This is a genomic window from Pseudomonas sp. MWU12-2037, from assembly GCF_023242345.1.
Classification (GTDB): domain Bacteria; phylum Pseudomonadota; class Gammaproteobacteria; order Pseudomonadales; family Pseudomonadaceae; genus Aquipseudomonas; species Aquipseudomonas gingeri_D.
Window position 1 is genome coordinate 104227 of record NZ_JALLIZ010000020.1, and the last position, 22373, is coordinate 126599.

At 62.1% G+C, this 22373-nt stretch carries 16 protein-coding genes; 10 read left to right on the plus strand and 6 right to left on the minus strand.

Annotated elements, in window-relative coordinates; genetic code table 11:
- Positions 1–113 precede the first annotated feature (113 nt).
- Genes M5B42_RS26960 through M5B42_RS26970 form a run of 3 tightly spaced genes read right to left on the minus strand, consistent with a single transcriptional unit; the run spans position 114 to position 4234 of the window.
- Positions 114–869, minus strand: coding sequence for a hypothetical protein (locus tag M5B42_RS26960; protein WP_248747519.1), 756 nt, complete (start codon positions 867–869; stop codon positions 114–116).
- A complete protein-coding gene (locus M5B42_RS26965) occupies positions 869–3127 on the minus strand; it encodes a hypothetical protein (protein WP_248747520.1) in 2259 nt (752 codons plus the stop codon). The genes M5B42_RS26960 and M5B42_RS26965 overlap by 1 nt, the downstream gene beginning before the upstream one ends.
- 36 nt (positions 3128–3163) lie before the next feature.
- Entirely contained in the window at positions 3164–4234 is a 1071-nt protein-coding gene (locus M5B42_RS26970) for a hypothetical protein (RefSeq protein WP_248747521.1), read from the minus strand.
- Positions 4235–5065: 831 nt separating this feature from the next.
- Here M5B42_RS26970 and M5B42_RS26975 point away from each other — a divergent pair.
- From M5B42_RS26975 to M5B42_RS26985, 3 genes are read left to right on the plus strand one after another with little or no spacing between them, the layout of a single operon-like run.
- On the plus strand, positions 5066–5215 hold the full coding sequence (locus M5B42_RS26975; RefSeq protein WP_248747522.1) for a hypothetical protein: 150 nt from the start codon (positions 5066–5068) through the stop codon (positions 5213–5215).
- Positions 5212–6708 carry a DNA-3-methyladenine glycosylase 2 gene (locus M5B42_RS26980; protein WP_248747523.1) on the plus strand — a complete coding sequence of 499 codons (1497 nt, stop codon included), beginning with the start codon at positions 5212–5214 and terminating at the stop codon, positions 6706–6708. The genes M5B42_RS26975 and M5B42_RS26980 overlap by 4 nt, the downstream gene beginning before the upstream one ends.
- A complete protein-coding gene (locus tag M5B42_RS26985; RefSeq protein ID WP_177099389.1) occupies positions 6705–7202 on the plus strand; it encodes a methylated-DNA--[protein]-cysteine S-methyltransferase in 498 nt (165 codons plus the stop codon). Before M5B42_RS26980 ends, M5B42_RS26985 begins: the two co-directional genes overlap by 4 nt.
- Positions 7203–7210: 8 nt before the next feature.
- On the opposite strand, the gene nadC is transcribed toward M5B42_RS26985, so the two are convergent.
- Positions 7211–8059, minus strand: coding sequence for a carboxylating nicotinate-nucleotide diphosphorylase (gene nadC / locus M5B42_RS26990; RefSeq protein ID WP_248747524.1), 849 nt, complete (start codon positions 8057–8059; stop codon positions 7211–7213).
- A 370-nt stretch (positions 8060–8429) separates the two neighbouring features.
- Here nadC and M5B42_RS26995 point away from each other — a divergent pair, with 370 nt between their 5' ends.
- From M5B42_RS26995 to M5B42_RS27010, 4 genes are all read left to right on the plus strand, one after another.
- On the plus strand, positions 8430–10637 hold the full coding sequence (locus M5B42_RS26995) for a DUF1631 domain-containing protein (RefSeq protein WP_248747525.1): 2208 nt from the start codon (positions 8430–8432) through the stop codon (positions 10635–10637).
- Positions 10638–10766: 129 nt separating this feature from the next.
- Positions 10767–11330 (plus strand): 1,6-anhydro-N-acetylmuramyl-L-alanine amidase AmpD, encoded by a 564-nt coding sequence (gene ampD / locus M5B42_RS27000; RefSeq protein WP_248747526.1) that lies wholly within the window; start codon positions 10767–10769, stop codon positions 11328–11330.
- Complete coding sequence (gene ampE / locus M5B42_RS27005; RefSeq protein WP_248747527.1) at positions 11327–12163, plus strand: regulatory signaling modulator protein AmpE; 837 nt, start codon at positions 11327–11329, stop codon at positions 12161–12163. The genes ampD and ampE overlap by 4 nt, the downstream gene beginning before the upstream one ends.
- A gap of 283 nt (positions 12164–12446) precedes the next feature.
- Positions 12447–14477 carry a methyl-accepting chemotaxis protein gene (locus M5B42_RS27010; protein WP_178129964.1) on the plus strand — a complete coding sequence of 677 codons (2031 nt, stop codon included), beginning with the start codon at positions 12447–12449 and terminating at the stop codon, positions 14475–14477.
- Positions 14478–14495: 18 nt separating this feature from the next.
- Here M5B42_RS27010 and M5B42_RS27015 read toward each other — a convergent pair whose 3' ends face one another.
- Both M5B42_RS27015 and cra read right to left on the minus strand, forming a co-directional pair.
- A complete protein-coding gene (locus M5B42_RS27015) occupies positions 14496–15287 on the minus strand; it encodes a TatD family hydrolase (RefSeq protein ID WP_248747528.1) in 792 nt (263 codons plus the stop codon).
- Between the two features lie 2 nt (positions 15288–15289).
- Positions 15290–16285: a catabolite repressor/activator gene (cra, locus tag M5B42_RS27020; protein WP_248747529.1), complete on the minus strand. Its 996-nt coding sequence runs from the start codon at positions 16283–16285 to the stop codon at positions 15290–15292.
- A gap of 414 nt (positions 16286–16699) precedes the next feature.
- Here cra and ptsP point away from each other — a divergent pair, with 414 nt between their 5' ends.
- Genes ptsP through M5B42_RS27035 form a run of 3 tightly spaced genes read left to right on the plus strand, consistent with a single transcriptional unit; the run spans position 16700 to position 22268 of the window.
- Entirely contained in the window at positions 16700–19561 is a 2862-nt protein-coding gene (gene ptsP, locus M5B42_RS27025) for a phosphoenolpyruvate--protein phosphotransferase (RefSeq protein ID WP_248747530.1), read from the plus strand.
- On the plus strand, positions 19561–20502 hold the full coding sequence (gene pfkB, locus M5B42_RS27030; protein ID WP_248747531.1) for a 1-phosphofructokinase: 942 nt from the start codon (positions 19561–19563) through the stop codon (positions 20500–20502). Before ptsP ends, pfkB begins: the two co-directional genes overlap by 1 nt.
- Before the next feature lie 11 nt (positions 20503–20513).
- Positions 20514–22268 (plus strand): PTS fructose-like transporter subunit IIB, encoded by a 1755-nt coding sequence (locus M5B42_RS27035; RefSeq protein WP_248747532.1) that lies wholly within the window; start codon positions 20514–20516, stop codon positions 22266–22268.
- Positions 22269–22373: the final 105 nt, after the last annotated feature.

Below are 22373 nucleotides of genomic sequence, written 5' to 3' on the forward strand. Positions count from 1 at the left end.
CAGATTTCGCATAGACGCGCAAACTTCAATTTTGACGAAGCGTTTTTACACAGCCTGGACCCAATGCAGCCGTTCAAGGCGTCTACGAAACCAATGGCGATTAATACCGCGTTTTATTCGCTACCAAACCACTCACTGTCATCACATCCGTTAAACCCGACAGTACTGTCGAACACAGCGCTCGAACCGACCAACTGGCTCGGGCTTGCCATCGTAGATAGGTACAACACCGAGTGAGTGCCAGCGGAACCCCGAGGGTAATCGATCAGATAATCCGGGCGCCCATCGCCATCCAGGTCCCCGGACCAGCGCAAGTAACCGGTCGCCACCAGACACGCGGTCATGTCGTCGAGCATCTGCCGTTGTTTCGGCTCGCGAAGTTGCAGCGGGATCTGCCGATGCTCGATATCCAGCAACGGCATCAGCGTCACCGTGCGATCGGCCAGCGGCACGCTGACCGACTTGGTCGCAAGATCTGCGACCCCATCCACAGGCCCCTCTGTGGCGGTATAGGTCAGCACCGGTCCGGGCTTGAGCCAGGGGAAACGGGAATTGCGGCGCAACCATACTTCGACGCCCGTGGTGCCTTCGGGACCCGCGTTGGCGAAGTGCAAGCGATGCAGGGTCATGTTCATGCTGTCGCGAGTGCTCGGCTCTTCGCCGCCAACCGCCACAGTCGCGGGCAGCAGTCGGCAACCGCTCGGGTCACAGTGCAACGACAGCCAGTCGTTTCCCGGCACGATTTCATCCGAGGTAGTCATATCGTTACCCACCACCATCGTCAATTGCCCGAAGGATGTGGCGTCATCCAGCGCCAGCGCGGCGTTGCACGTCAGCAGGCTGCTCAGCAGTAAAAGCGTGGGTTTCATCATATGTCTCGGGCCAACACAAATCTGTGCCCATTGGGTAGCGCCACCACCTGGTACTCGGGACCGTAGGTGTCCATATCGAGCACGGTGCGCCATGTCGAGGTCACCAGGTCAAACCATTCGAGAATGTAATGCCCGTCGTTCTTTGCGCCCTTTTCGATCAGCCACTCTTTCCTCAGCAGGTCGTCGCTCATATTGAAATAAACCCGGTACTCCTTGGCGACCGGCAGGCCGTTGCGTGCGGGGCTGGTCCAGTGCGCGCCGTCAGCTGTCGACAGGCGCATGGAGGGCGATAAACCAGCCTCGGGGCCAAGTGGCTCCTGGGCAAAGCGGGCGACCCGACCGTCCGCTAGAATGAAGGTCGTGACATTCTCATAGGCATCGGGGGCCGATTCGATCCACCGCTGATTCCGCGAGTCGAATATCGCGTAAGTCATGGCGCTGTCGAAATCCCCCAGGTATTGCACCTCGTCCTTGGAATCCGGCTGATCGGAATCAGGCTTCAGCAAGGTCATGCCGACTGGTTGGATCTCACCTGCGGCAAAGACCACTCGCCCATCATCAAGCTGGCGAATCTGCATGGGGTTTTTCTCGGTCGGTTTGCGCAAGTGCCGGAAAGCAGGCCACGCCGTGCGCTTCAGCGTCGCTGGAGCCTGGCTGGTGTCCAGACTGACTTCATGAATCTCGCCCGCCTCGTTGACCTCCAGCAGATTGCCATTGGCCAGGCTGGTGACGGCGCTGATATACGATGGTGGCGTTCCGACTACCCGTTGCCATTGCGCGGGGCCGATCGCGTTGTCTGGCGGTAGCCACTCCATGGCCGGTTCCGTCGGCGGCGCACGGCCATTATCCCGCTCGCCGCCATACACCAGTACGCCACCATTGAAACGCAACGCCGTCGCTCGATAGTGCGGCCCCAACATGGGCTGGACCGTGACCATGCGCCCCGACGTGTCAATGGTATCAGCGGCGTTAAGCCCGGAACCGCTGATCACCATCGCGGGCAGGGTCGCCGTCGAAGGCAGGAACGTCACGCTCTGGCGCCCCAGCGACAGGAGTTGCGGCGCCACCGCAACGACGGCCGGATGAGCCGAGGTTGACTGACGCAACGCTATCGGAGCAAGCCTCTTGGGGCCGCTGTAGGCATCGTTATCTTCGGCGCGTGACTCAACCCAACCATATAGGCGACCGGCGGCCTGAAAGGGGAAGACGTTGCACGGGCCATTGCAGGTCGCCAGCAACTGCCAGGTATCACTGGCCGGGTCATAAGAGACGATATTGCCGCTGGAGCCGCCGATCATCATCACCTGGCCGTCGCTGCCGGGCAGGTCGATGGCCGTGTGTTTTGCATTGGCGGACGGCATGGGCGCAACCGGTTCAAAGCGGTTGGTCGCCGGGTTTAGCCTCTCGGCAGTCTGCGAAGGCCCTTTCCCCCATCCCGCCTTGCGCGTGTAGCCACCCGAAACCAGCACACTGCCATCGGCCAGGGCCGTGGCGTTGAGTTCGGATCGACCTTCCAGCATCTTCGGGCCATCGCTCCATTGGCCAGTAGTCGCGTCGAACACATGGGTTTCGTCACGGCACACATTGCAGCCGCGATACTCCTCGTCACCACCCCCGAGAATCATCAGACGGTCGCCATACGCCGCCAGCCCATAGTCGTTTCGATAGGCGATTGGCAGGTCGGGTATCGACTGCACTTGCAAGGTGTTGTCTTGCAAACGGACAATCTCCGCGTGTAAATAATGATCGTTGTTTGCGCGCCAGACGTGCGCCAGCGAGGTCGCTGAAAGCACCACCGTGCGTGAACGATAAACCAGGCGGGGCCACTGCTTGTCGTCCAACCTCAACACCTTGCCATCGTTGCCAATGAAACCGAACCAGCCGGCCTTGCGTCCGCCACAGTCAATGGCCCAGAACCCGACGATCCCGGTGGCCAGTCGCGCCTGCCAATAGAGCGAATCATTTTCGTGACCATCGATGACTATCGGTCGCTGCACCAACTCGCCCGTCACCGGGTTCCAACTGTCCCAAGTCATCGGGTTGACCGGGCATTTTTCACCTGTGGAAGATTTGTAGGAGTCATGCCCAATCCACTCGAGTACACCGGCAGCATTGGGCGTGAAGCTGCCGGATTCGTTGATCGTGACGGCTGGTAAAGGCGCAAAAGGCAATGCGGGCGTAACACTCTCGACCCCGAGGGCAATGGCAGGACCGACGAAACACAGCAGCACACAAGCTGACAGCGCCCTAAACATGGGACTTCCTTATTGGGGTGAAATGGCCTGGCGAAATTAATGCAGAACGACGGGAACCGGCTCGGCCCCACCCCGGCTCCAGCCGCCGGACAGGCTGCCATCGGCAGCGACGGTCAAATCAAACTTCTCGGACGACTGGTTTTCGTGGGAGAACAACAACACGATGTGCCCCGCTCCCAGTCGCGAGAGCGTCAAGGGAATGTGTTCCTTGTAGCGGTCATAGAAATAAAATGGCCCGCCATCACCAAACACCATCAGGCTGATCGGCAACTTGCCAGCCATCGTGCCCACGTACAAGCCTTCGTGGATCCCCGACGCGGCGCGCAAACCACACTGCGTGCCATGAGCGATCAACAGGCAGTGACCATAGGGCGTCAGGTCATGATCCAGCGCGGCAAACGTTTCGCTGTGAGGTAAATCCATAAGGTCATCCAGCGCCTGGACGACATGGGGAAAGTCACAGCCTTGCAGCGCCGTCAGCTTGCCGTCGGCGAGATAAAACTCGTTGCGGCGGATCTGGCCACTCACCATTTTTGCACGACATTCCCGATAGAGACGGCGCTGGGTTTCGGAGTCTTCGTGGCCATCCTGATCACCTTCCGATAAGCGCGTGTCCGGCAGTTTCAGGAAGGCATCAATGGCCGCCAGACGCTCGCGGAGCATGCGTTTGTCGAAGCGCGCCATACCGGACGGTGTCAGCAGGTCCGCCAGCTCGATCCGGTCTCCACTCTGCAGATCAAACACCACAGGCTGACTGTGGGAGCTGGGATAGGCACCCATATACTCGCCACGCAACTCAAGCGACAAATACTGCGGGGTTTGCCCCAGCACGACGTAGCTCAGGCCGGTTGTGCCTGTCTCTGGGTCCTGGTTTTCAAAGGGCGAGGTTTTATACGCGCCGTCAGTCAAACCCAGCTGGGTATATTGCAGCCAGTTATTGATGCGTCGTGCGACCGTTGCCGGCGACCCCACGATCAGCGGCGTGGCGAAGTCCTCGGCTTTTTGCGGATCGACCGTGGACTTGAGTTGCTCCACTTTGAGGGCTGAATACCCTTGGCAAGACCAGAAAACACTTAACAGCGCAATCAGAGCGAACGCCCCACGCATGATTTACCACTCCCTGGACGTGTGCGGCGCAGTCTATCAAGTATCCCGCTGTTCGGTAGCGCACAATTGCCCTTGTTTTACAGCTATCAGGCTATAGGTGCGACTCGTATAGGCTAGCTTAGCCAGACCCCGGACGCACTCAGCTTAAAGCTCAGGAAACGCAGCCGCCACAAGTAGGTTTAGGAGCCGTGATCTGCCCGTTACATCTGATTGCTTTTGGCCGATTAGCGCCCGATCTCGTTGCCTATAAGGTCCATGCCTGTCCTTCCATAAATCCGGAGGACACATCATGCCGAGTACAGCGCCACGCTGGATGTGTTCGAAAGAGTTCTTCCCCAAGAGTTTCTGGAAAGCATCTCCGGCGAGCGTGTTCATATCAGCTTACCAGGAAGTTTGATCTGAGAATCCAAAAGCGGAAACGACAGGTGCTACTGGGCGTTTTCTGCCTTTGCTGAAAGGCAGAAATTGGCCGATTCTGTTGAAAAAGTCGGCTTCGGTTTCCATGGCAGAAAAGTACGCGTCTGAGATTGAAATCTGTGTTTTGAGCAGAGGGTTCAGGACTCAGATTTTACGTAGCAGCGTGCAAAAATGGCGTTTTCAACGCTCAATGCACGGACAGCCAGCTCAGGTCGACTTTTTCAACAGAATCGGCCGATTTCTGCCTGTCGCCACCGTCAGCTATGGGCAGCTCCCTGCCGATCATGATTACTAAGCGTGCTGGTCAAATCCGATGCAATCAGTGGTCAGATCGAATGCAAATGCCTGGACTAATCTGAGGTGCCACAGCGGTTAAGAGCTGACGGCAGACCTTGGTTTTTGCTGAGTCCCTAAATGAGTACCTATATTGTTTTTGTATCAGCAAAAGCTGACGTGTTTACTGAACTTTTTCAGATTGGTTCGATTCCTATCTCCGGCACCACATCATTAACGTCCGAAAATGGCGAGAACAGCCCCATCACCGGTGCTAGTCTCTGCCCATGAACACGACCATTGCTTCCTCATTTCCCTCGGCCGATATCTGCGAAAAGGCCCGCCTGAGCCGCGATGCGCGCTTCGACGGGGTATTTTTCACGGCGGTCCTCAGCACCCGGATCTACTGCCGCCCCGTCTGCCCGGCGCGTCCGCCCAAGGTCGAGAATGTGCAGTATTACCCCAGTGCCGCCGCCGCCGAGGCCTTGGGCTTCCGCCCCTGCCTTCGTTGCCGCCCAGAACTGGCGCCGGGCAACACTATCTGGCTGCACGGCGAACATCTGGTCGGCCGCGGGCTGAAGCTGATTCACGAAGGTTTTCTCGCCGAACAGTCCCTCGACGACCTGGCTGCCCGACTCGATGTCGGCGCCCGACAGCTGCGGCGCCTGTTCGTCAAACACCTTGGCGCTCCACCTATCGCGGTCCATGCCACCCAGCGCCTGTTGTTCGCCAAGCAACTGCTGACCGAAACCGCGCTGCCGATCACCGAAGTGGCGCTGGCTTCGGGCTTCCAGAGTCTGCGCCGCTTCAATTCGGCCTTTGCCGAAGCCAACCATGCACCGCCCCGGGATTTTCGCCGCAAGCCCTTGGCCAATGCCAACAGCGCGTTGGTCCTGCGCCTGGGCTATCGACCTCCCTACGATTTCAAGGCTGTATTGGCGTTCCTTGCCAGTCGTGCCTTGCCGGGTATCGAAGTGGTCGACGAGCAAGGCTATCGGCGAGTCTTCGGCAATCGCGAATCGCCCAGCTGGCTGCAGATCAGCGCCTGGCCCGATGGCGGTCATGCCTTGAAGCTGGAGCTGTTCAATGTCCCGCCCGGGCAGATGCTGCCGGTGGTCACGCGAATTCGCCGGATGTTTGACCTGGACGCCGACCCCCAGTCCATCGCCGCTACCCTGGGCGCGAGCCCGGTGCTGGCGCCTCTGGTTGGGCGTTATCCCGGTCAGCGGCTGCCAGGCGGCTGGGATGGTTTCGAGATTTCGGTGCGGGCAGTGTTGGGGCAGCAGGTCAGTGTGGCGGCGGCACGTACCCTGGCATCCCGACTGCTGACCCGCTTCGGCACTGTCCTTGAGGCACCGCCGGCACCGGGCCTGGATCGCTTGTTTCCGTCTCCAGAACAGATGGTCGACGCGGACCTGGGCTCAATCGGCGTGATCAGGACACGCACCGCCACCATTCAAGGTATCGCCCGGGCCTTGCTCGATGGTCGGGTGAGTTTTCGTACAGAGCAACGTCTCAATGATTTCGTCAAAAGCTGGGTCGCCTTACCGGGAATTGGCGAATGGACCGCGCACTACATCGCCATGCGTGCGCTCAATCATCCCGATGCCTTCCCGGCGGCGGACCTGATCCTGCGTCGCGAAGTGGTCAGGGATGTTCCGCCCTTGAGTACCAAGGCGCTGGAACTACTCGCCGAAGACTGGCGTCCGTGGCGCGCCTATACGGTGATGTACCTGTGGCGCGGGGCGAGTGAGGCAGAATCGATACGCAGGAGTCAAAAATGACGGCAAGCCAGATTTACTACGACATCATCCCTTCGCCCATCGGCCCCATGATGCTGGTGGCCGACGACGACGGGCTGCGGGAGCTGCGCTTCGAGCTGGACTATCGGCCGCAGACGCCATTGGACGGCTGGCTGCATGCGCCGGAGAAACTGGCACAGGTGCGTATTCAGTTGGAGGAGTACTTTGCCGGTGAGCGCGTCGAGTTCGATCTGAAGCTCAATATGCTCGGCACGGACTTCCAGAAAGACGTCTGGCAAGCCCTGGTGACCATTCCTTACGGCGTGACCACCAGCTATGGCGAAATTTCCCAGCGGATCAATCGACCCAAGGCGTCACGGGCAGTCGGGGCGGCCAATGGACGCAATCCGGTGCCGGTGATCGTGCCTTGTCATCGGGTGATCGGCAGCAACGGCAGCCTGACCGGGTTCGGTGGCGGGCTGGCGGCCAAGCAATGGTTGCTGGAGCTTGAGTCGCGGCGCTTTTCGTTGCGTTGAGCCTCTTCTCAGAGACTCAAACGCATCGACAGATCCACCGCCTTCACATTCTTGGTCATCGCACCAATGGAGATATAGTCCACGCCGGTCTCGGCAATCGGCCGCAGGGTGCTTTCATTGATCCCGCCGCTGGCTTCCAGCTTCGCCTTGCCGGCATTCAGGCGCACCGCTTCGCGCATATCGTCCAGGCTCAACTCATCGAGCATGATGATATCCGCCCCCGCTGCCAGCGCTTCCTTGAGCTCGGAAAGACTTTCCACCTCGATCTCCACCGGCTTGCCCGGGGCGATCTTGTGCGCGGCGCTGATCGCCTGGGCGATCCCGCCGCACGCGGCGATATGGTTTTCCTTGATCAGGAACGCGTCGTACAAGCCAATCCGATGGTTATGACAGCCGCCGCAGGTCACCGCGTACTTCTGCGCCAGGCGCAAACCCGGCAAGGTCTTGCGGGTATCCAGCAGCTTGACTGCGGTATCGGCGACCTGGTCGGCGTAATAACGCGCATGGGTCGCGACCCCGGACAGCAGCTGGAGGAAATTCAGGGCGCAACGTTCGCCGCTGAGCAACGAACGCGCCGGGCCTTCCAGATGGAACAGCGGCTGGTTCGGCTGTACCCGTTCGCCGTCGCGTACCTGCCAATGCACGGCCACCCTTGGGTCGAGCTGGCGAAACACCGCATCGACCCAGGCCGTACCGGCGATGGTCGCCGCGTCGCGGGTAATGATGGTGGCCTTGGCCAGGCGCTCGGCGGGGATCAGCTGGGCGGTGATGTCGCCACTGCCGATGTCTTCGAGCAACGCACGGCGCACGTTGGCTTCGATTTCGGCGGTCAGGTCGGCGAGGCGTAGATTCGGCATAACGGACTCCACAAACAAAGTATCTTGATTATAGGGGCAGGGCGCCGCCCAACCCAAGGCGCGTGGCCGAGACTGGCCGCCCGGACCTTGCCTTTGGTCGCTTGCCGTGAGCGTTTTGCCCGATCGGCGGTCTATTTTCATATCGATCTGAAAAGGAATTGCCGAGAACTAGTAAAAGTGACATCTTTTACAAGATAATCTGCCTTGTAATTGACGTCATAGCTTTGACGTCCCTGTGATTCCCCGATTATCGATAGCCGGTGAGCGCCTGAGGTGTTCGCCGAGAAGCGGTCGTGAGGCATGATGCCCACTCCCCGCAGACACCGATCTTTCACCCGAACTGACAGAACCGCTGCGGCAGGAGGCTTTGATGCACAATGACGGGAAGGTCGTGCCTTTGCACAAGGCCGCCGACGATCAAGCGACGCCGTCGCCGCTTGCCCGTTTGCCCGTGGTTCTGGTCCAGGTCCGTGACAAGGCGGCCTTGCAGCTCAAGCAAGGCTTGCAGGTGCTGTTCGATAATGCCGACGACACCCTGTTCGAAATGGCCGACAAGGCCCAGAACAACGTCGACCAGAACACTTTTTTCGAAGCCATGCGCGACCTGCGCCTCAAGCGCAAGAGTATCGAGCGTGGTTTTCTCGAGCGCTTTTTCGAAGCCTTTGACCGCCTTGGCCAGTACGATATCAGTGAGCCGACACTGTCTTCGGTGGTGTCCTACGAAGCCCTGGCGCTCGTGCCCAACGATGAGCTCGAACGCACCGTGGCCCTCGATGCCATGGTCGCCAAGGTCCTCAGCCGCGACAGTTTTGCCCTGGGGCAACTCAGCACCCGCTTCAATGCCTTGATTACCCGACGTGTCGATGACGCGAGCAACCCCATGGGCCCGGCGATGCTCTGTGAGTATTTCCTCGAGGCCGGGCGCAACCTCGGGGTGGAGATCAAGGTCAAGCTGATCATTCTCAAGCTGTTTGAAAAGTATGTTCTCAGCGACGCCGACCAGTTGTATGCCGAAGCCAATCAGTTGCTGATCGCCACCGGTGTGTTGCCGGAGCTCAAGGCCGCCCCGGCACGACGCGCCAGCGATCGTGCGGCGGCCAGCACCCGCGGCCATCAGGCGCCGACCGCCAGCGCCAAGCCCCTGGATGAAAGCGTGCAGGAGGTGTTCGCCGCCCTGCAGGAACTCCTGCTGCATGTGCGTGGCAGCGTGGCGCCCAAGCTTGAGGCCGGCTCCGAGGTCCAGCCGATTTCCACCAACGATCTGCTGCGCCTGCTCTCGCATCTGCAGCAATATGTGCCGGAGCCCAGCTCGGCGGAAGACTTCGACCTGCGCAATCAGCTGGAACAGCTGTTGACCCGGGTCAGCGTGAAAAGCGGCAAGTCCCGGGTGGTCGGGGGCATGGACGAAGACGTGATCAACCTGATCGCCATGCTCTTCGAATTTATCCTCGATGACCGGGTCCTGCCGGACTCGCTGAAGGCGTTGATCGGCCGCTTGCAGATCCCGATGTTGAAAGTGGCGGTGCTGGACAAGAGCTTCTTCAGTCGCGGCAGTCATCCGGCCCGCCGCCTGTTGAATGAAATCGCCTCCGCCGCCCTGGGCTGGGGTTCCCGTGACGACTATCACCGTGATGCCCTGTATGTGCGTATCGAGCAGATCGTGCAGCGGCTGTTGAATGATTTCGTCGACGATCCGGCGATCTTTACCGAGTTGCTGGTGGAGTTCCTCGCCTTTACGAGCGACGAACGCCGCCGTAGCGAATTGCTCGAACAGCGTACCCGGGATGCCGAAGAAGGCCGTGCTAAAGCCGAGCAGGCGCGCCAGCGGGTTCAGGAAGTCTTGAACGAGCGGTTATTGGGGCGGACCTTGCCCGAAGTGGTGGTGCGTTTGCTCCAGGAGGCCTGGAGCAAGGTGTTGTTGCTGACCTGGCTCAAGCAGGGCGAAGCGTCCGCCGAATGGCAGGCCGGCTTGCAGACCCTGGACGATTTGATCTGGAGTGTCGAACCCCAGGACCCGGTGGATGCTCGGCTCAAGCTGCTGGAGCTGGTCCCTGGGTTGCTCAAGTCCCTGCGCGACGGCTTGACCAGCGCCGCGTTCGATCCCTTCGCCACCAGTGAGTTTTTCAGCCAGCTGGAAGGCCTGCATGTGCAGGTACTCCAGCAGCTTGCCAGGAAGAATGCCGAACCCGTGGCGAGCGCCCAGGCCCCGGCGATGGTCGAGGTGGTGGAGGAGATTGTCCTCAGTGCCCCCCACGAGCCCCTGGTCGAAGACGTGGCCTTCGAGTTGCCGGCCGATGACGCCGCGCTGCTCTGGATCCGGCAATTGCGCATCGGCCAGTGGGTGGAAATCCGCGAGGACGAGGAGAACAGCCTGCGCTGCAAGCTGACGGCGATTATCGAGCCGGGCGGCAAGTACATCTTCGTCAATCGTACCGGCATGAAAGTACTGGAGCGAACGGCCCAGGCCCTGGCCGTGGAGTTCCGCCGTGGCGCGGTCCGCCTGCTCGACGACGCCTTGTTGTTCGACCGGGCGCTGGCCTCGGTCATCGGCAATCTGCGGCGGATGAAGAAGCGCTGAGTGCGCCTCGCTTGTCCTGGCGTCGGGCATTGGTCAAGAAAATTTCTTCGATAAGCGCGGATTGCTGACCCATCCACGTGCCTATCGCGGCATACTGAGCCTGTCGTGTTTGTCTTCGAAGGAATCGGTATGCAGTTGGATCCCGCCAGCGGTTGGTGCCAGGACGTGCGTCACTGTCCTTCGCCCAACTTCAACCAGCGTCCAGCCGAAGAAATCTCCCTGCTGGTGATCCACAACATCAGCCTGCCACCGGGGCAGTTCGCCACGGGCAAGGTGCAGGAGTTCTTCCAGAATCGCCTGGATGTCACGGAACACGCCTACTTTGAAGGCATCGCCGACCTGCGCGTGTCTGCGCATTTTCTGATTGAGCGTGACGGTATAGTCACTCAGTTTGTCTCTTGTCTGGAGCGCGCCTGGCATGCCGGCGTCTCGTCTTTCGAGGGGCGGGAAACCTGTAACGATTTTTCCCTGGGTATCGAACTGGAGGGCACCGATGAGCTGCCTTTCACCGAGGCGCAGTACGCTGCGTTGATTGCTTTGACCCGTCAGCTACGGGCCGTTTACCCGGCCATTACCCCGCAACGGATTTGCGGCCATAGCGATATCGCCCCGGGCCGCAAGACCGATCCGGGACCAGCGTTTGACTGGGCGCGCTTTCGTGCCGCCGTGCTGGAAAAAGGAGAGTCACAATGAGTTTTCTGGTGTTGCTGCTGGCGGTCTGGATCGAAAAGTTCTCGGCCTTGCGCCAACGGGTCCAACGTGACGGCGCCTGGCTGCGGGAGCTGGCCCGGCTGGAAGCCGCTCCGCGAACCGCCGGGCACCCCTGGCTGGTGCTGATCCTGCTGGTGCTGTTGCCGGTGGTCGTGCTCGGTCTGCTGTTGATGGCGCTGCAACCGCTGGCCTATGGTTTGCTGGCCTTGCCGGTGCATTTGCTGGTGGTGATTTACAGCCTCGGCCGTGGGGATCTGCTGGCGGCCCTCGGGCCGTTTCGCGATACCTGGCGGCGCGGTGATGTGCAGGCGGCGGTGCATGTGGCCAAGCGTGACCTGGATGTGTGCGCCGACAGCGATGAGCAGTTGCTGGAGCAGGTCCAGGGCTACCTGTTGTGGCAGGCCTACCAGAGTTTCTTTGTGGTGATTTTCTGGTATTTCCTCCTGGGGCCGGTGGCGGCGCTGAGTTATCGGCTGCTGGCGCTGGCGGCGGAACGTGGCCAGAACCCGGCGCTGGTGGAACGTGCGACCTTGCTGCGGCACGCCTTCGACTGGTTGCCGGTGCGCTTGCTGGCGGCCAGCCTGGCGCTGGTGGGCAACTTCGTCGGGGTCAGCCGGGTGATGCTGCATGAGTTGCTCAACTGGGACATCACGGCGCGGCAACTGGTGGAAAAGGTGGGTCGTGTCGCCGGGGAAATCCCTGCGCCGGTGGTTGGCGCCGATGGCGTCACCAGCCTGGACAGCCTGTGGGAGCTGCTGCTACGGGCGGCGGTGCTCTGGTATGCCGGGTTTGCCCTGTGGACCGTACTGATCTGATTCGAGGGGAGACGGCCCTCACAAACTCAGCGGACCCGTAGGAGCCTGGCTTGCCAGCGAAGCTTTTGGCGGTCTCAAGGGCCCCTTCGCGGGCAAGCCCTGCTCTTACAGGTCTGTGGTGTTTTCAAAAGCAATGCAGTCGTCAGACCGTCAGGCAATGGCCATTAACCTTAAGTTACAAAACACCCTTTCAAATTAAGTTATACAGGCAGTAGCTGCGGATACTGGCTTTATGCCTTGCCGTGCCTGCCTCTATAAAAATAATACGAAAGGGAGCATTCCAGTGAAGCGCTTGCTATATCCCGCCGTCGCCCTGATGAACCGCTTGAGCTTCGGAATGAAGTTCAGTTTGATCAGTGTGCTGTTCTTCGTGCCGATGCTGGTGACCAACTTCTACCTGGTGCACGATTCCTACCGCGAATTCTCCGGCACCCAGATCGAGCTGCAAAGCCTCGCCCTGCTGGGCAGCAGCCTCAGCCTGCGGCGCGACCTGGAAACCCTGAACAACCAGGTGCAGATCGACGCGGTCCTCGGTCAGTCCGGCAAGGCGGGGGATCTGGAAGGCAAGATCCACGCCCTTGAACAAAACGTGCTCGCCCGCCTGCAAGGCCTGGCACCGGTGACGATCGACCCGGAACAGATCGACGCCTTCAACGCCAAGCGAGATGAAATGATCAGCGCCTTCAAGGCCCAGCAGGCCGAAACCTCCCTGCAAAGCAAAAGCGCACTGATCGCCAAACTGTTGGCCAAGGCGCAGATTTTCAGCCAGATCATTGCCAGTCAATCGGGGCTCAGCCGGGATAACCAGAGTGATCTGCGACAGTTGAGCGAACTGGTGACCAGTGTCACGCCGCAAGTGACCCAGACCTTGGGCGAAGGCCGCTCCATGGGCGCTTATTCCCTGGGCCAGGGCTTTCTCAATTCGGCGTCGAGCACGCGCTTCGACGAGCTGTTGCAGCAGATCGAGAAGTTGCAGGCCGAATACGCCCTGAAACTCCAGGATGCCCTGGGCGGCAGTAAAAATGCCCATGCCGCCCTGGATTCTCAGGCCGCCGCCAGCAAGGCGTCGTTGAAAAAAGGCAGTGAGCTGTTCGAAGAGCAGGTGGTCATGGCCGAAACCCTCGATGCGCCCTGGCCGGCTTTCTACGATCAGGTCAGCGCCCTGATGGCGCAAACCTACCAGCTCAATGACGCGACCCTGGCCTATCTCGGCCAGGAGCTTGAACAGCGCCTGGGGCAAAATCGCCTGCATATGCTGTCACTGGTGGTCGCGCTGGCGGCGGTGTTTTTCTCCATTGTCTATCTGTATGGCGGTTTCTACGCTTCGACCCGGACCACCTTGCGGCGTCTGGGGGAAATGATGAACAAGGTCGCGGCCGGGGACATGACGGTCAATTTCGTCGCCCATAGCCGCGATGAACTGGGTGAACTGGGCGGCGTGTTCAATGGCACCGTGGCGAAGATCCATGACCTGATCGAGCGGGTCGGGCAGACCGTCAGTGAGGTCGAGCGCCAGGCCGGACAGGTCGAGTCGGTATCGGCTCGCAGTAACCTGGCGGTGGCCGGTCAGCGCAGCCAGATCGAGCAGGTGGCGACGGCCATGAATCAGATGTCGGCCACCGCCCAGGAGGTGGCCCGCAGCGCGGCGGCGGCGGTGAGCAGCGCCCACAGCGTGAATGGCGAAACCCTCAGCGGCCGCGGTCTGGTCGAGTCGCAACAGAACAGCATCGTGCAGTTGGCCGGCGAGATCGATCAGTCGGTGCAGGTGATCAATCAACTGGCCACCGATAGCCAGTCCATCAGCCGGGTGCTGGAAGTGATCAAGAGCATCGCCGAGCAGACCAACCTGTTGGCCCTCAACGCGGCCATCGAGGCGGCCCGGGCCGGTGAGCAGGGGCGGGGCTTTGCGGTGGTGGCCGACGAAGTCCGGACCCTGGCCAAGCGCACCCAGCAGTCGACGGGGGAAATCGAGCAGATGATCAGCCGGCTCCATGGCGGCGTGGGGGCGGCGGTGAAGGCCATGGGCATCAGCCATGGGATGGCGAACAGTACGGTCAGCCAGTCGGAAAAGGTCCAGCAGGCGCTGGAAAATATCCTTGGCGCGGTGGGCATGATCGTCGACCAGAACCAGCAGATCGCGGCCGCCGTGGAACAGCAAACCGCCGTGGCCCACGATATCGACCAGAACATCGTCGAGATCAACCGCGCGGGTGAGCGTACGGCGGAGGGCGCGCATCAGACCGAAAGTGCCAGCCGCCTGCTCTCGGTACAGGTGGTGGAACTCAAGCAATTGATCGGCGCGTTCAGGGTCTGAGACGAGGCTTGCCGGCGCTCACGCTGTTGCTGCAGGCCAATTGAACAGCGCACAGGCATTGGCCGTGCTGGCGCTCGCCAGCGTCTCCGGGTTCACACTCATCAGCCCGGCCAGCGCGGCACAAATCGCCGGCAAGTGCTCGGGGCTGTTGCGCTGGCCGGCGAACATCACCGGCGCCATGTCCGGTGAATCGGTCTCCAGCACCACGCTGTCCAGCGGCAGATCGGCGATGACCTTGCTCAAGCGCAAGGCCTGCGGCCAGGTGCCGGCACCGCCCAGCCCCAACTTGAATCCCAGCTTGAGGTATTCCCGGGCTTCCTCGCGACTGCCGGCAAAGGCATGGATGATGCCGCCGCGCGCCGGGCGAAAACGCTTGAGAGTGGCAATGGTCGCCGCGTGGCTTCTGCGCACATGCAGCAGCACGGGCAGGGCGAAGTCCACCGCCAGTTTCAGTTGGGCTTCGAACAGCGTTTGTTGGCGTTCACGATCCAACTGCGGCAAAAAATAATCCAGGCCGAACTCGCCCACCGCGCACAACTGCGGATGACCGGCACAACGCGTCAACCAGTCGCCCAGTTCGTTGAGATCGGCCGGGCGGTGCTCATCCAGGTACACCGGGTGCAAGCCGAACGCCGCGTGCAACCGCGAGTCGCTTTGCACCAGGTCCCAGACCCGCTGCCAGTTTTTCTGATAAACCCCCAACACCACCATCCGCCCCACACCCAGGGCGCGGCTGCGCTCAAGGACCTCGTCGCGATCGTTATCGAAATCGGCAAAGTCGAGATGGGTATGGGTGTCGATCAGCTCCACTTTCAGGCCCCGTGGATTCGCTGCTTGAAGGTCCGGGCGATGGCCTGGACGCCCGGCTGGTAGTTCTTGTCCTCGATGGCGGCCAGGGCCAGTTCCAGGGCTTTTTCGGCGATCAGCTGATGTTGTTGGGCCATGGCGTTGACCGGCAACGGCAGGAAGTCCAGCAACTGGGTGTCACCGAAGGTGCCCAGGCGCAGCGGCTGTGCCTGGAGCGGCTGATCATGCAGGGCATCGAACACGCCTTGCAGCAGGACATAGGAGGTGGTGATCAGGGCATCCGGCAGATGGCCCAGGCGTTTGATCAGGCCTTCCATCAACTGGCGCCCGCACTCGCGGCTGAAGGCCTCGCCATGCTCGATCAGCACCTCGCCCTTGAAGCCCTTCAAGGCTTCCTCGAATCCGGCGGCGCGCTGGCGGCTGATGCTCAACTCGGCACGGGCGCCGATCAGGGCGATATGCCGTGGCAACGGCTGCAGCAGGCTGCGGGTCAGTTGCAGGCTGGCCCGACGGTCGTCGCTGACCACCGAGCAGAAGTGTGCCGGTTCCATTTCCCGGTCGATGGCAATCACCGGTGTCCCCAGGGCCTGCAACTCGCGATAGCTGTCGTCGGCGGCGGGCAGGCAACTGGCGACGAACAGGGCATCGCAGCGCCGCGCGCGGAACAGTTGCAGCAGTTGCCGCTCGCTGTCGGGGGCGTCGTCGGAACTGGCGATCAGCAATTGATAGCCATGGGCGCGGGCGCCTTGCTCCAGCAGCTTGGCGATGCGTGCGTAACTGGGGTTTTCCAGGTCCGGCAGAATGAAACCCAGGGTCCGCGTCTTGCGACTGCGCAGCCCGGCAGCCTGGGGGTTGGGCGTGAAGCCATGTTGCTCGACCACCGCCCGCACCCGTTCCACGGTGCTGATGCTGATACGCTGCTGCGCGGCCTTGCCGTTGATCACGTAGCTGGCGGTGGTGACGGACACACCGGCCAGTTGGGCGATATCACTGAGTTTCAAGCGGGGAGTTCCTTATTTTGCTGCAGCGTTCAGGTCTGCATTTTCGCTGATCGTATCCTATTCCGGCAGCCGACCTTCGTCGTCCAGTTGTCAAAAGACGACGGAGCTTCAGATATCGGGCTGTATACAACCCACATGTCGCAGCCTTGGGACCGTCAAACGCTTCGACGGCCCGCCATGGTTCAGCGGTTTGTCCCCGGATTTTCAAGACGCCCTGGGGCTTCAACACCGAACAATAATCGAGTAACGTGACCAACACTCTAGATTAAACGTTTCAGCAAGCGTATTTTTGCGGCATTCGGCCCGTGTCATGGTCCTGCCAGAAGACCGTTGCACATTGTTCGGGCCACCCGCCTAAGCTGATTCATTCAAAACAATACCTAGCGTCCCTATGACGCTGAATAGGAGAAAGGCATGCTCGAGCTCACCGTAGAGCAGATTTCCATGGGCCAGTCGGCCGTGGACAAGTCTGCGGCCCTGCAACTGCTCGCGAACAGACTGGTGGCCGACGGCCTGGTGGCCGAGGGTTACCTGGCGGGTTTGCAGGCGCGTGAAGCCCAGGGCTCGACCTTTCTCGGTCAAGGTATTGCGATTCCCCACGGCACGCCGGAAACCCGCGACCAGGTGTTCGCCACCGGTGTGCGCCTGCTGCAATTTCCCGACGGTGTGGACTGGGGCGACGGCCAGATCGTCTACCTGGCCATCGGCATCGCGGCGCGCTCCGACGAGCACTTGCGCCTGTTGCAACTGCTGACCCGGGCCCTCGGCGAAACCGATCTGGGCCAGGCCCTGCGTCGTGCCAGTTCCGCCGAAGCGTTGCTGAAATTGCTGCAGGGCGCCCCCCAAGAGCTGGCGCTGGATGCACAGATGATCGGCCTGGGCGTGGCCGCGGACGATTTCGAAGAGCTGGTCTGGCGCGGAGCCCGTCTCTTGCGCCAGGCCGATTGCGTCAGCAATGGTTTTGCCGCCGTGTTGCAGCAGGTCGAAGCCCTGCCCCTGGGCGATGGCCTCTGGTGGCTGCACAGCGAGCAGACGGTCAAGCGTCCGGGCCTGGCTTTCGTGACCCCGAACAAACCGATCCGCTACCTCGGTCAGCCCCTGAGCGGCCTGTTCTGCCTGGCCAGTCTCGGCGAAGCGCACCAGGCTCTGCTCGAGCGCCTGTGTGCGCTGTTGATCGAAGGCCGTGGCCAGGAACTGGGGCGCGCCACCAGCAGCCGTGCGGTGCTCGAAGTCCTCGGTGGTGAGCTGCCGGCCGATTGGCCGAGCGCGCGGATTGCCCTGGCCAATGCCCATGGTTTGCACGCCCGGCCGGCGAAAGTCCTGGCGCAACTGGCGAAGCATTTCGAAGGTGATATCCGGGTGCGCATTGTCGACGGCACGGGCAGTGCCGTGTCGGTGAAAAGCCTGAGCAAGTTGCTCAGCCTCGGCGCACGGCGTGCCCAGGTGCTGGAATTTATCGCTGAGCCGAGCATTGCCGCCGATGCCTTGCCGGCGCTTCTGGCGGCGGTGGAAGAAGGTCTCGGCGAGGAAGTCGAGCCATTGCCGGCGATCAGTGCCGCGAGCCCGGTGCCGGAAGAAGTACTCGTGCCCCTGGTGGCGCCGAGCGCCGGCAGCCAACTCCAGGCCATCGCCGCCGCACCGGGCATCGCCATCGGCCCGGCCCATGTCCAGGTGCTGGCGCAGTTCGATTACCCGTTGCGTGGCGAGTCCGCGCTGGTTGAGCGTCAGCGCCTGCAACAGGCCATGGACCTGGTGCGCGCGGACATTGAAGGGCTGATCCAGCGCAGCAAGGCCAAGGCCATCCGGGAAATCTTCATTACCCATCAGGAAATGCTCGACGACCCGGAACTCAGTGACGACGTCGAAGCCCGTCTCAAGCAGGGCGAAAGCGCCGAGGCCGGCTGGATGGCCGTGATCGAGGCGGCGGCCCGTCAGCAGGAGACGTTGCAGGATGCCTTGCTGGCCGAACGCGCGGCGGATCTGCGGGATGTCGGCCGGCGTGTGCTGGCGCAACTCTGTGGCGTCGAGACCCTGGCCGAGCCCGACCAGCCTTATGTGCTGGTGATGGATGAGGTCGGTCCTTCGGATGTGGCGCGATTGGACCCGGCACGGGTTGCCGGGATTCTCACGGCCCGCGGCGGGGCCACGGCCCACAGCGCGATCGTGGCCCGGGCCCTGGGCATCCCCGCCCTGGTTGGTGCCGGCGCGGCGGTGCTGCTGCTGGCGCCCGGTACGCCGTTGCTGATCGACGGGCAGCGCGGTCGCCTGCATGTCTCGCCGGATGAGGCGACCCTGCAGCGTGCCTTGCAGGAACGTGACACCCGCGAGCAACGCCTGCGCCTGGCCTCGGAGCAACGCCACGAACTGGCGCTGACCCGCGATGGCCACCCGGTCGAAGTGTTTGCCAATATCGGTGAAAGCGCCGGCGTTGCCAGCGCAGTGGAGCAGGGAGCTGAAGGCATCGGCCTGCTGCGCACCGAACTGATTTTCATGGCCCATCAGCAGGCGCCGGACGAGGCGACCCAGGAAGCCGAATACCGCCGCGTGCTCGATGGCCTGGCGGGTCGCCCGCTGGTGGTGCGGACCCTCGATGTGGGCGGCGACAAACCGCTGCCGTACTGGCCGATCGCCAAGGAGGAAAACCCCTTCCTCGGTGTGCGCGGTATTCGCCTGACCCTGCAACGCCCGCAGATCATGGAAGGGCAGTTGCGTGCCTTGCTGCGGGCCGCCGACAACCGTCCGTTGCGGATCATGTTCCCGATGGTCGGCAGCGTCTCCGAGTGGCGCCAGGCGCGGGAGATGACCGAACGTCTGCGACTGGAAATCCCGGTTGCAGATCTGCAACTGGGGATCATGATCGAGGTGCCATCGGCGGCGTTGCTGGCGCCGGTGCTGGCCAAGGAAGTGGACTTCTTCAGTGTCGGCACCAACGACCTGACCCAGTACACCCTGGCCATCGACCGTGGCCACCCGACGCTCTCGGCCCAGGCCGACGGCCTGCACCCGGCGGTACTGCAACTGATCGATATCACCGTGCGCGCGGCCCATGCCCATGGCAAATGGGTCGGCGTGTGCGGCGAGCTGGCGGCTGATCCTTTGGCGGTGCCGGTGCTGGTAGGGCTGGGCGTGGATGAGCTGAGCGTTTCGGCGCGGAGCATTCCCGAGGTCAAGGCGCGGGTCCGCGAGCTGAGCCTGCCCCAGGCCCAAGCGCTGGCCCAGGCCGCCCTGGCGGTTGGTAGCGGCGATGAAGTCCGTGCCCTGGTGGAGGCTTTGTAATGGCGCGGATTCTGACCCTGACCCTGAACCCGGCGCTGGACCTGACCGTGCAGTTGGCACGGCTGGAGCCCGGCCAGGTCAACCGCAGCGAAGCGATGCAGACCCATGCCGCCGGCAAAGGGGTGAATGTCGCCCAGGTGCTGGCGGACCTGGGCCATCAACTGACCGTGGGCGGCTTTCTCGGCGATAGCAATCCGCAAGCGTTCGAGGCCCTGATGGCGCGTCGCGGTTTTGTCGACGCCTTTGTCCGGGTACCGGGGGAAACCCGTAGCAATATCAAGCTGGCCGAGCATGACGGACGGATCACCGATCTCAATGGTCCCGGTCCTTTGGTCAACGAACAGGCGCGGCAAGCCTTGCTGGATAAACTCGACCTGATCGCCCCGGGGCACGACGCCGTGGTGGTCGCCGGCAGCCTGCCGCAAGGGGTGAGCCCCGAGTGGTTGCAGGCGCTGCTGTTGCGCTTGAAAGGTCTCGGCCTGAAGGTCGCCCTGGACACCAGCGGCGCGGCGTTGCGCGCCGGTCTCGCGGCGACGCCCTGGTTGATCAAGCCCAATGGCGAGGAACTGGCCGAGGCCTTGCAGATTCCCGTGAACTCGTTGCAAAGCCAGGCCGAAACCGCCGCGCGACTGCAAGCCCAGGGCATCGAGCACGTGGTGATTTCCCACGGTGCCGAAGGGGTGAACTGGTTTTCCGGCGCGCCGGCTTTGCAGGCCCTGCCGCCGAAGGTAAAAGTCGCCAGCACGGTGGGCGCCGGCGACTCGTTGCTGGCCGGCATGCTGCACGGGCTGCTCAGCGGTCACTCCGCCGAACAGACCCTGCGCATCGCCACCGCGATTGCCGCCCAGGCGGTGACCCAGATCGGTTTCGGCATTAGCGACCGGGCGCAGTTGGCGCAGCTTGAAAGCGGCGTCCGCGTGCACGCCCTGACAGAACAATAAGAGGGATAGTGATGAAATTAGCCATTGTTACCGCCTGCCCGAACGGCATGGTCACCAGTGTGCTCTGCGCCCGCCTGCTCGATGCGGCGGCCCAGCGCCAGGGTTGGAGCACCAGCGTCGAAGTCCACGACAGCCAGCACCCGGAGCGCCAATTGTCGGCGGCCACGGTCGATGCCGCCGAATGGGTCCTGCTGGTCAGCAGCGTGCCGGTGGAGATGTCGCGGTTTGTCGGCAAGCGGGTGTTTCAAAGCACTCCGGCCCAGGCGTTGCAGGATGTCGAGGCGGTGTTGCGTCGCGGTGCCGAAGAGGCCCAGGTGTTTGTCGCGCCCAAGGTCGCCCCTGCGGTCGCGGCCGAACCGGTTGCGGCGCCCAAGCGCGCCCCGCGCCTGGTGGCGGTAACCGCCTGCCCGACCGGCGTGGCCCACACCTTTATGGCCGCCGAAGCCTTGCAGCAGTCGGCCAAGCGCCTGGGCTATGAGCTGCAGGTGGAGACCCAGGGTTCCGTCGGCGCCCGCAACCCGCTGAGCGCGGCGGCGATTGCCGAGGCCGATGTGGTGCTGCTGGCGGCGGATATCGAAGTCGCCACCGAGCGTTTCGCCGGCAAGAAAATCTACCGTTGCGGTACCGGCATCGCCTTGAAGCAGCCGGACGCGACCCTCGACAAGGCTCTGTCCGAAGGTCAGCCGGAACAGGTCGCGACGGGTAGCGGAGGTGCTCCGGTCAAGCAGGAAAAGACCGGTGTCTACAAACACCTGCTGACGGGTGTTTCGTTCATGTTGCCGATGGTGGTGGCGGGCGGTCTGATGATCGCCTTGTCGTTCGTCTTCGGCATCACCGCCTTCAAGGAGCCCGGCACGCTGGCGGCGGCCTTGATGCAGATCGGCGGTGAGAGCGCGTTCAAGTTGATGGTGCCGTTGCTGGCCGGCTATATCGCCTATTCGATTGCCGACCGTCCGGGCTTGGCCCCGGGGATGATCGGCGGCCTGTTGGCGAGCACCCTGGGCGCGGGTTTTATCGGCGGCATCGTTGCCGGTTTTCTTGCCGGCTACAGCGCCAAGGCGATCAATCGTTATGCGCGGCTGCCCAGCAGTCTTGAGGCGTTGAAACCGATCCTGATCATTCCGTTGCTGGCGAGCCTGTTCACCGGTCTGGTGATGATCTACGTGGTGGGCAAACCAGTGGCGGGGATGCTCGAAGGGCTGACCCATTTCCTCGACAGCATGGGCACCACCAACGCGATTCTGCTCGGGGTGTTGCTGGGCGGGATGATGTGCGTCGACTTGGGTGGACCGATCAACAAGGCGGCCTATGCATTCTCGGTCGGGCTGCTGGCGTCGCAGAGTTATGCACCGATGGCGGCGACCATGGCGGCGGGCATGGTGCCGCCGATCGGCCTGGGGATTGCCACGCTGATTGCGCGGCACAAGTTTGCCCAGAGCGAGCGCGAGGCGGGCAAGGCGGCGTTTGTGCTGGGGCTGTGCTTTATCTCCGAGGGGGCGATTCCGTTTGCCGCCAAGGACCCGTTGCGGGTGATTCCGGCAAGCATTGCCGGTGGTGCGCTGACCGGTGCCTTGTCGATGTATTTCGGCTGCAAGCTGATGGCGCCCCACGGCGGTTTGTTCGTGATGCTGATCCCGAATGCGATCAACCATACATTGCTGTACCTGCTGGCGATTGTCGCCGGTAGCCTGCTGACGGCGCTGGCTTATGCCGTGCTCAAGCGGCCGGAAGTCGTCGAGTTGGCGGTGGAGCCGGTGCGGGCGTAACCGCGTTTGGCTTCGGATATTGCGGCGGTAGTTGCTCCGCGATCGCCAGCAAGCCGGCTCCTACAGGTGTTGTGTCGCACGCAAGGTTCGCGTTCGACCACATCC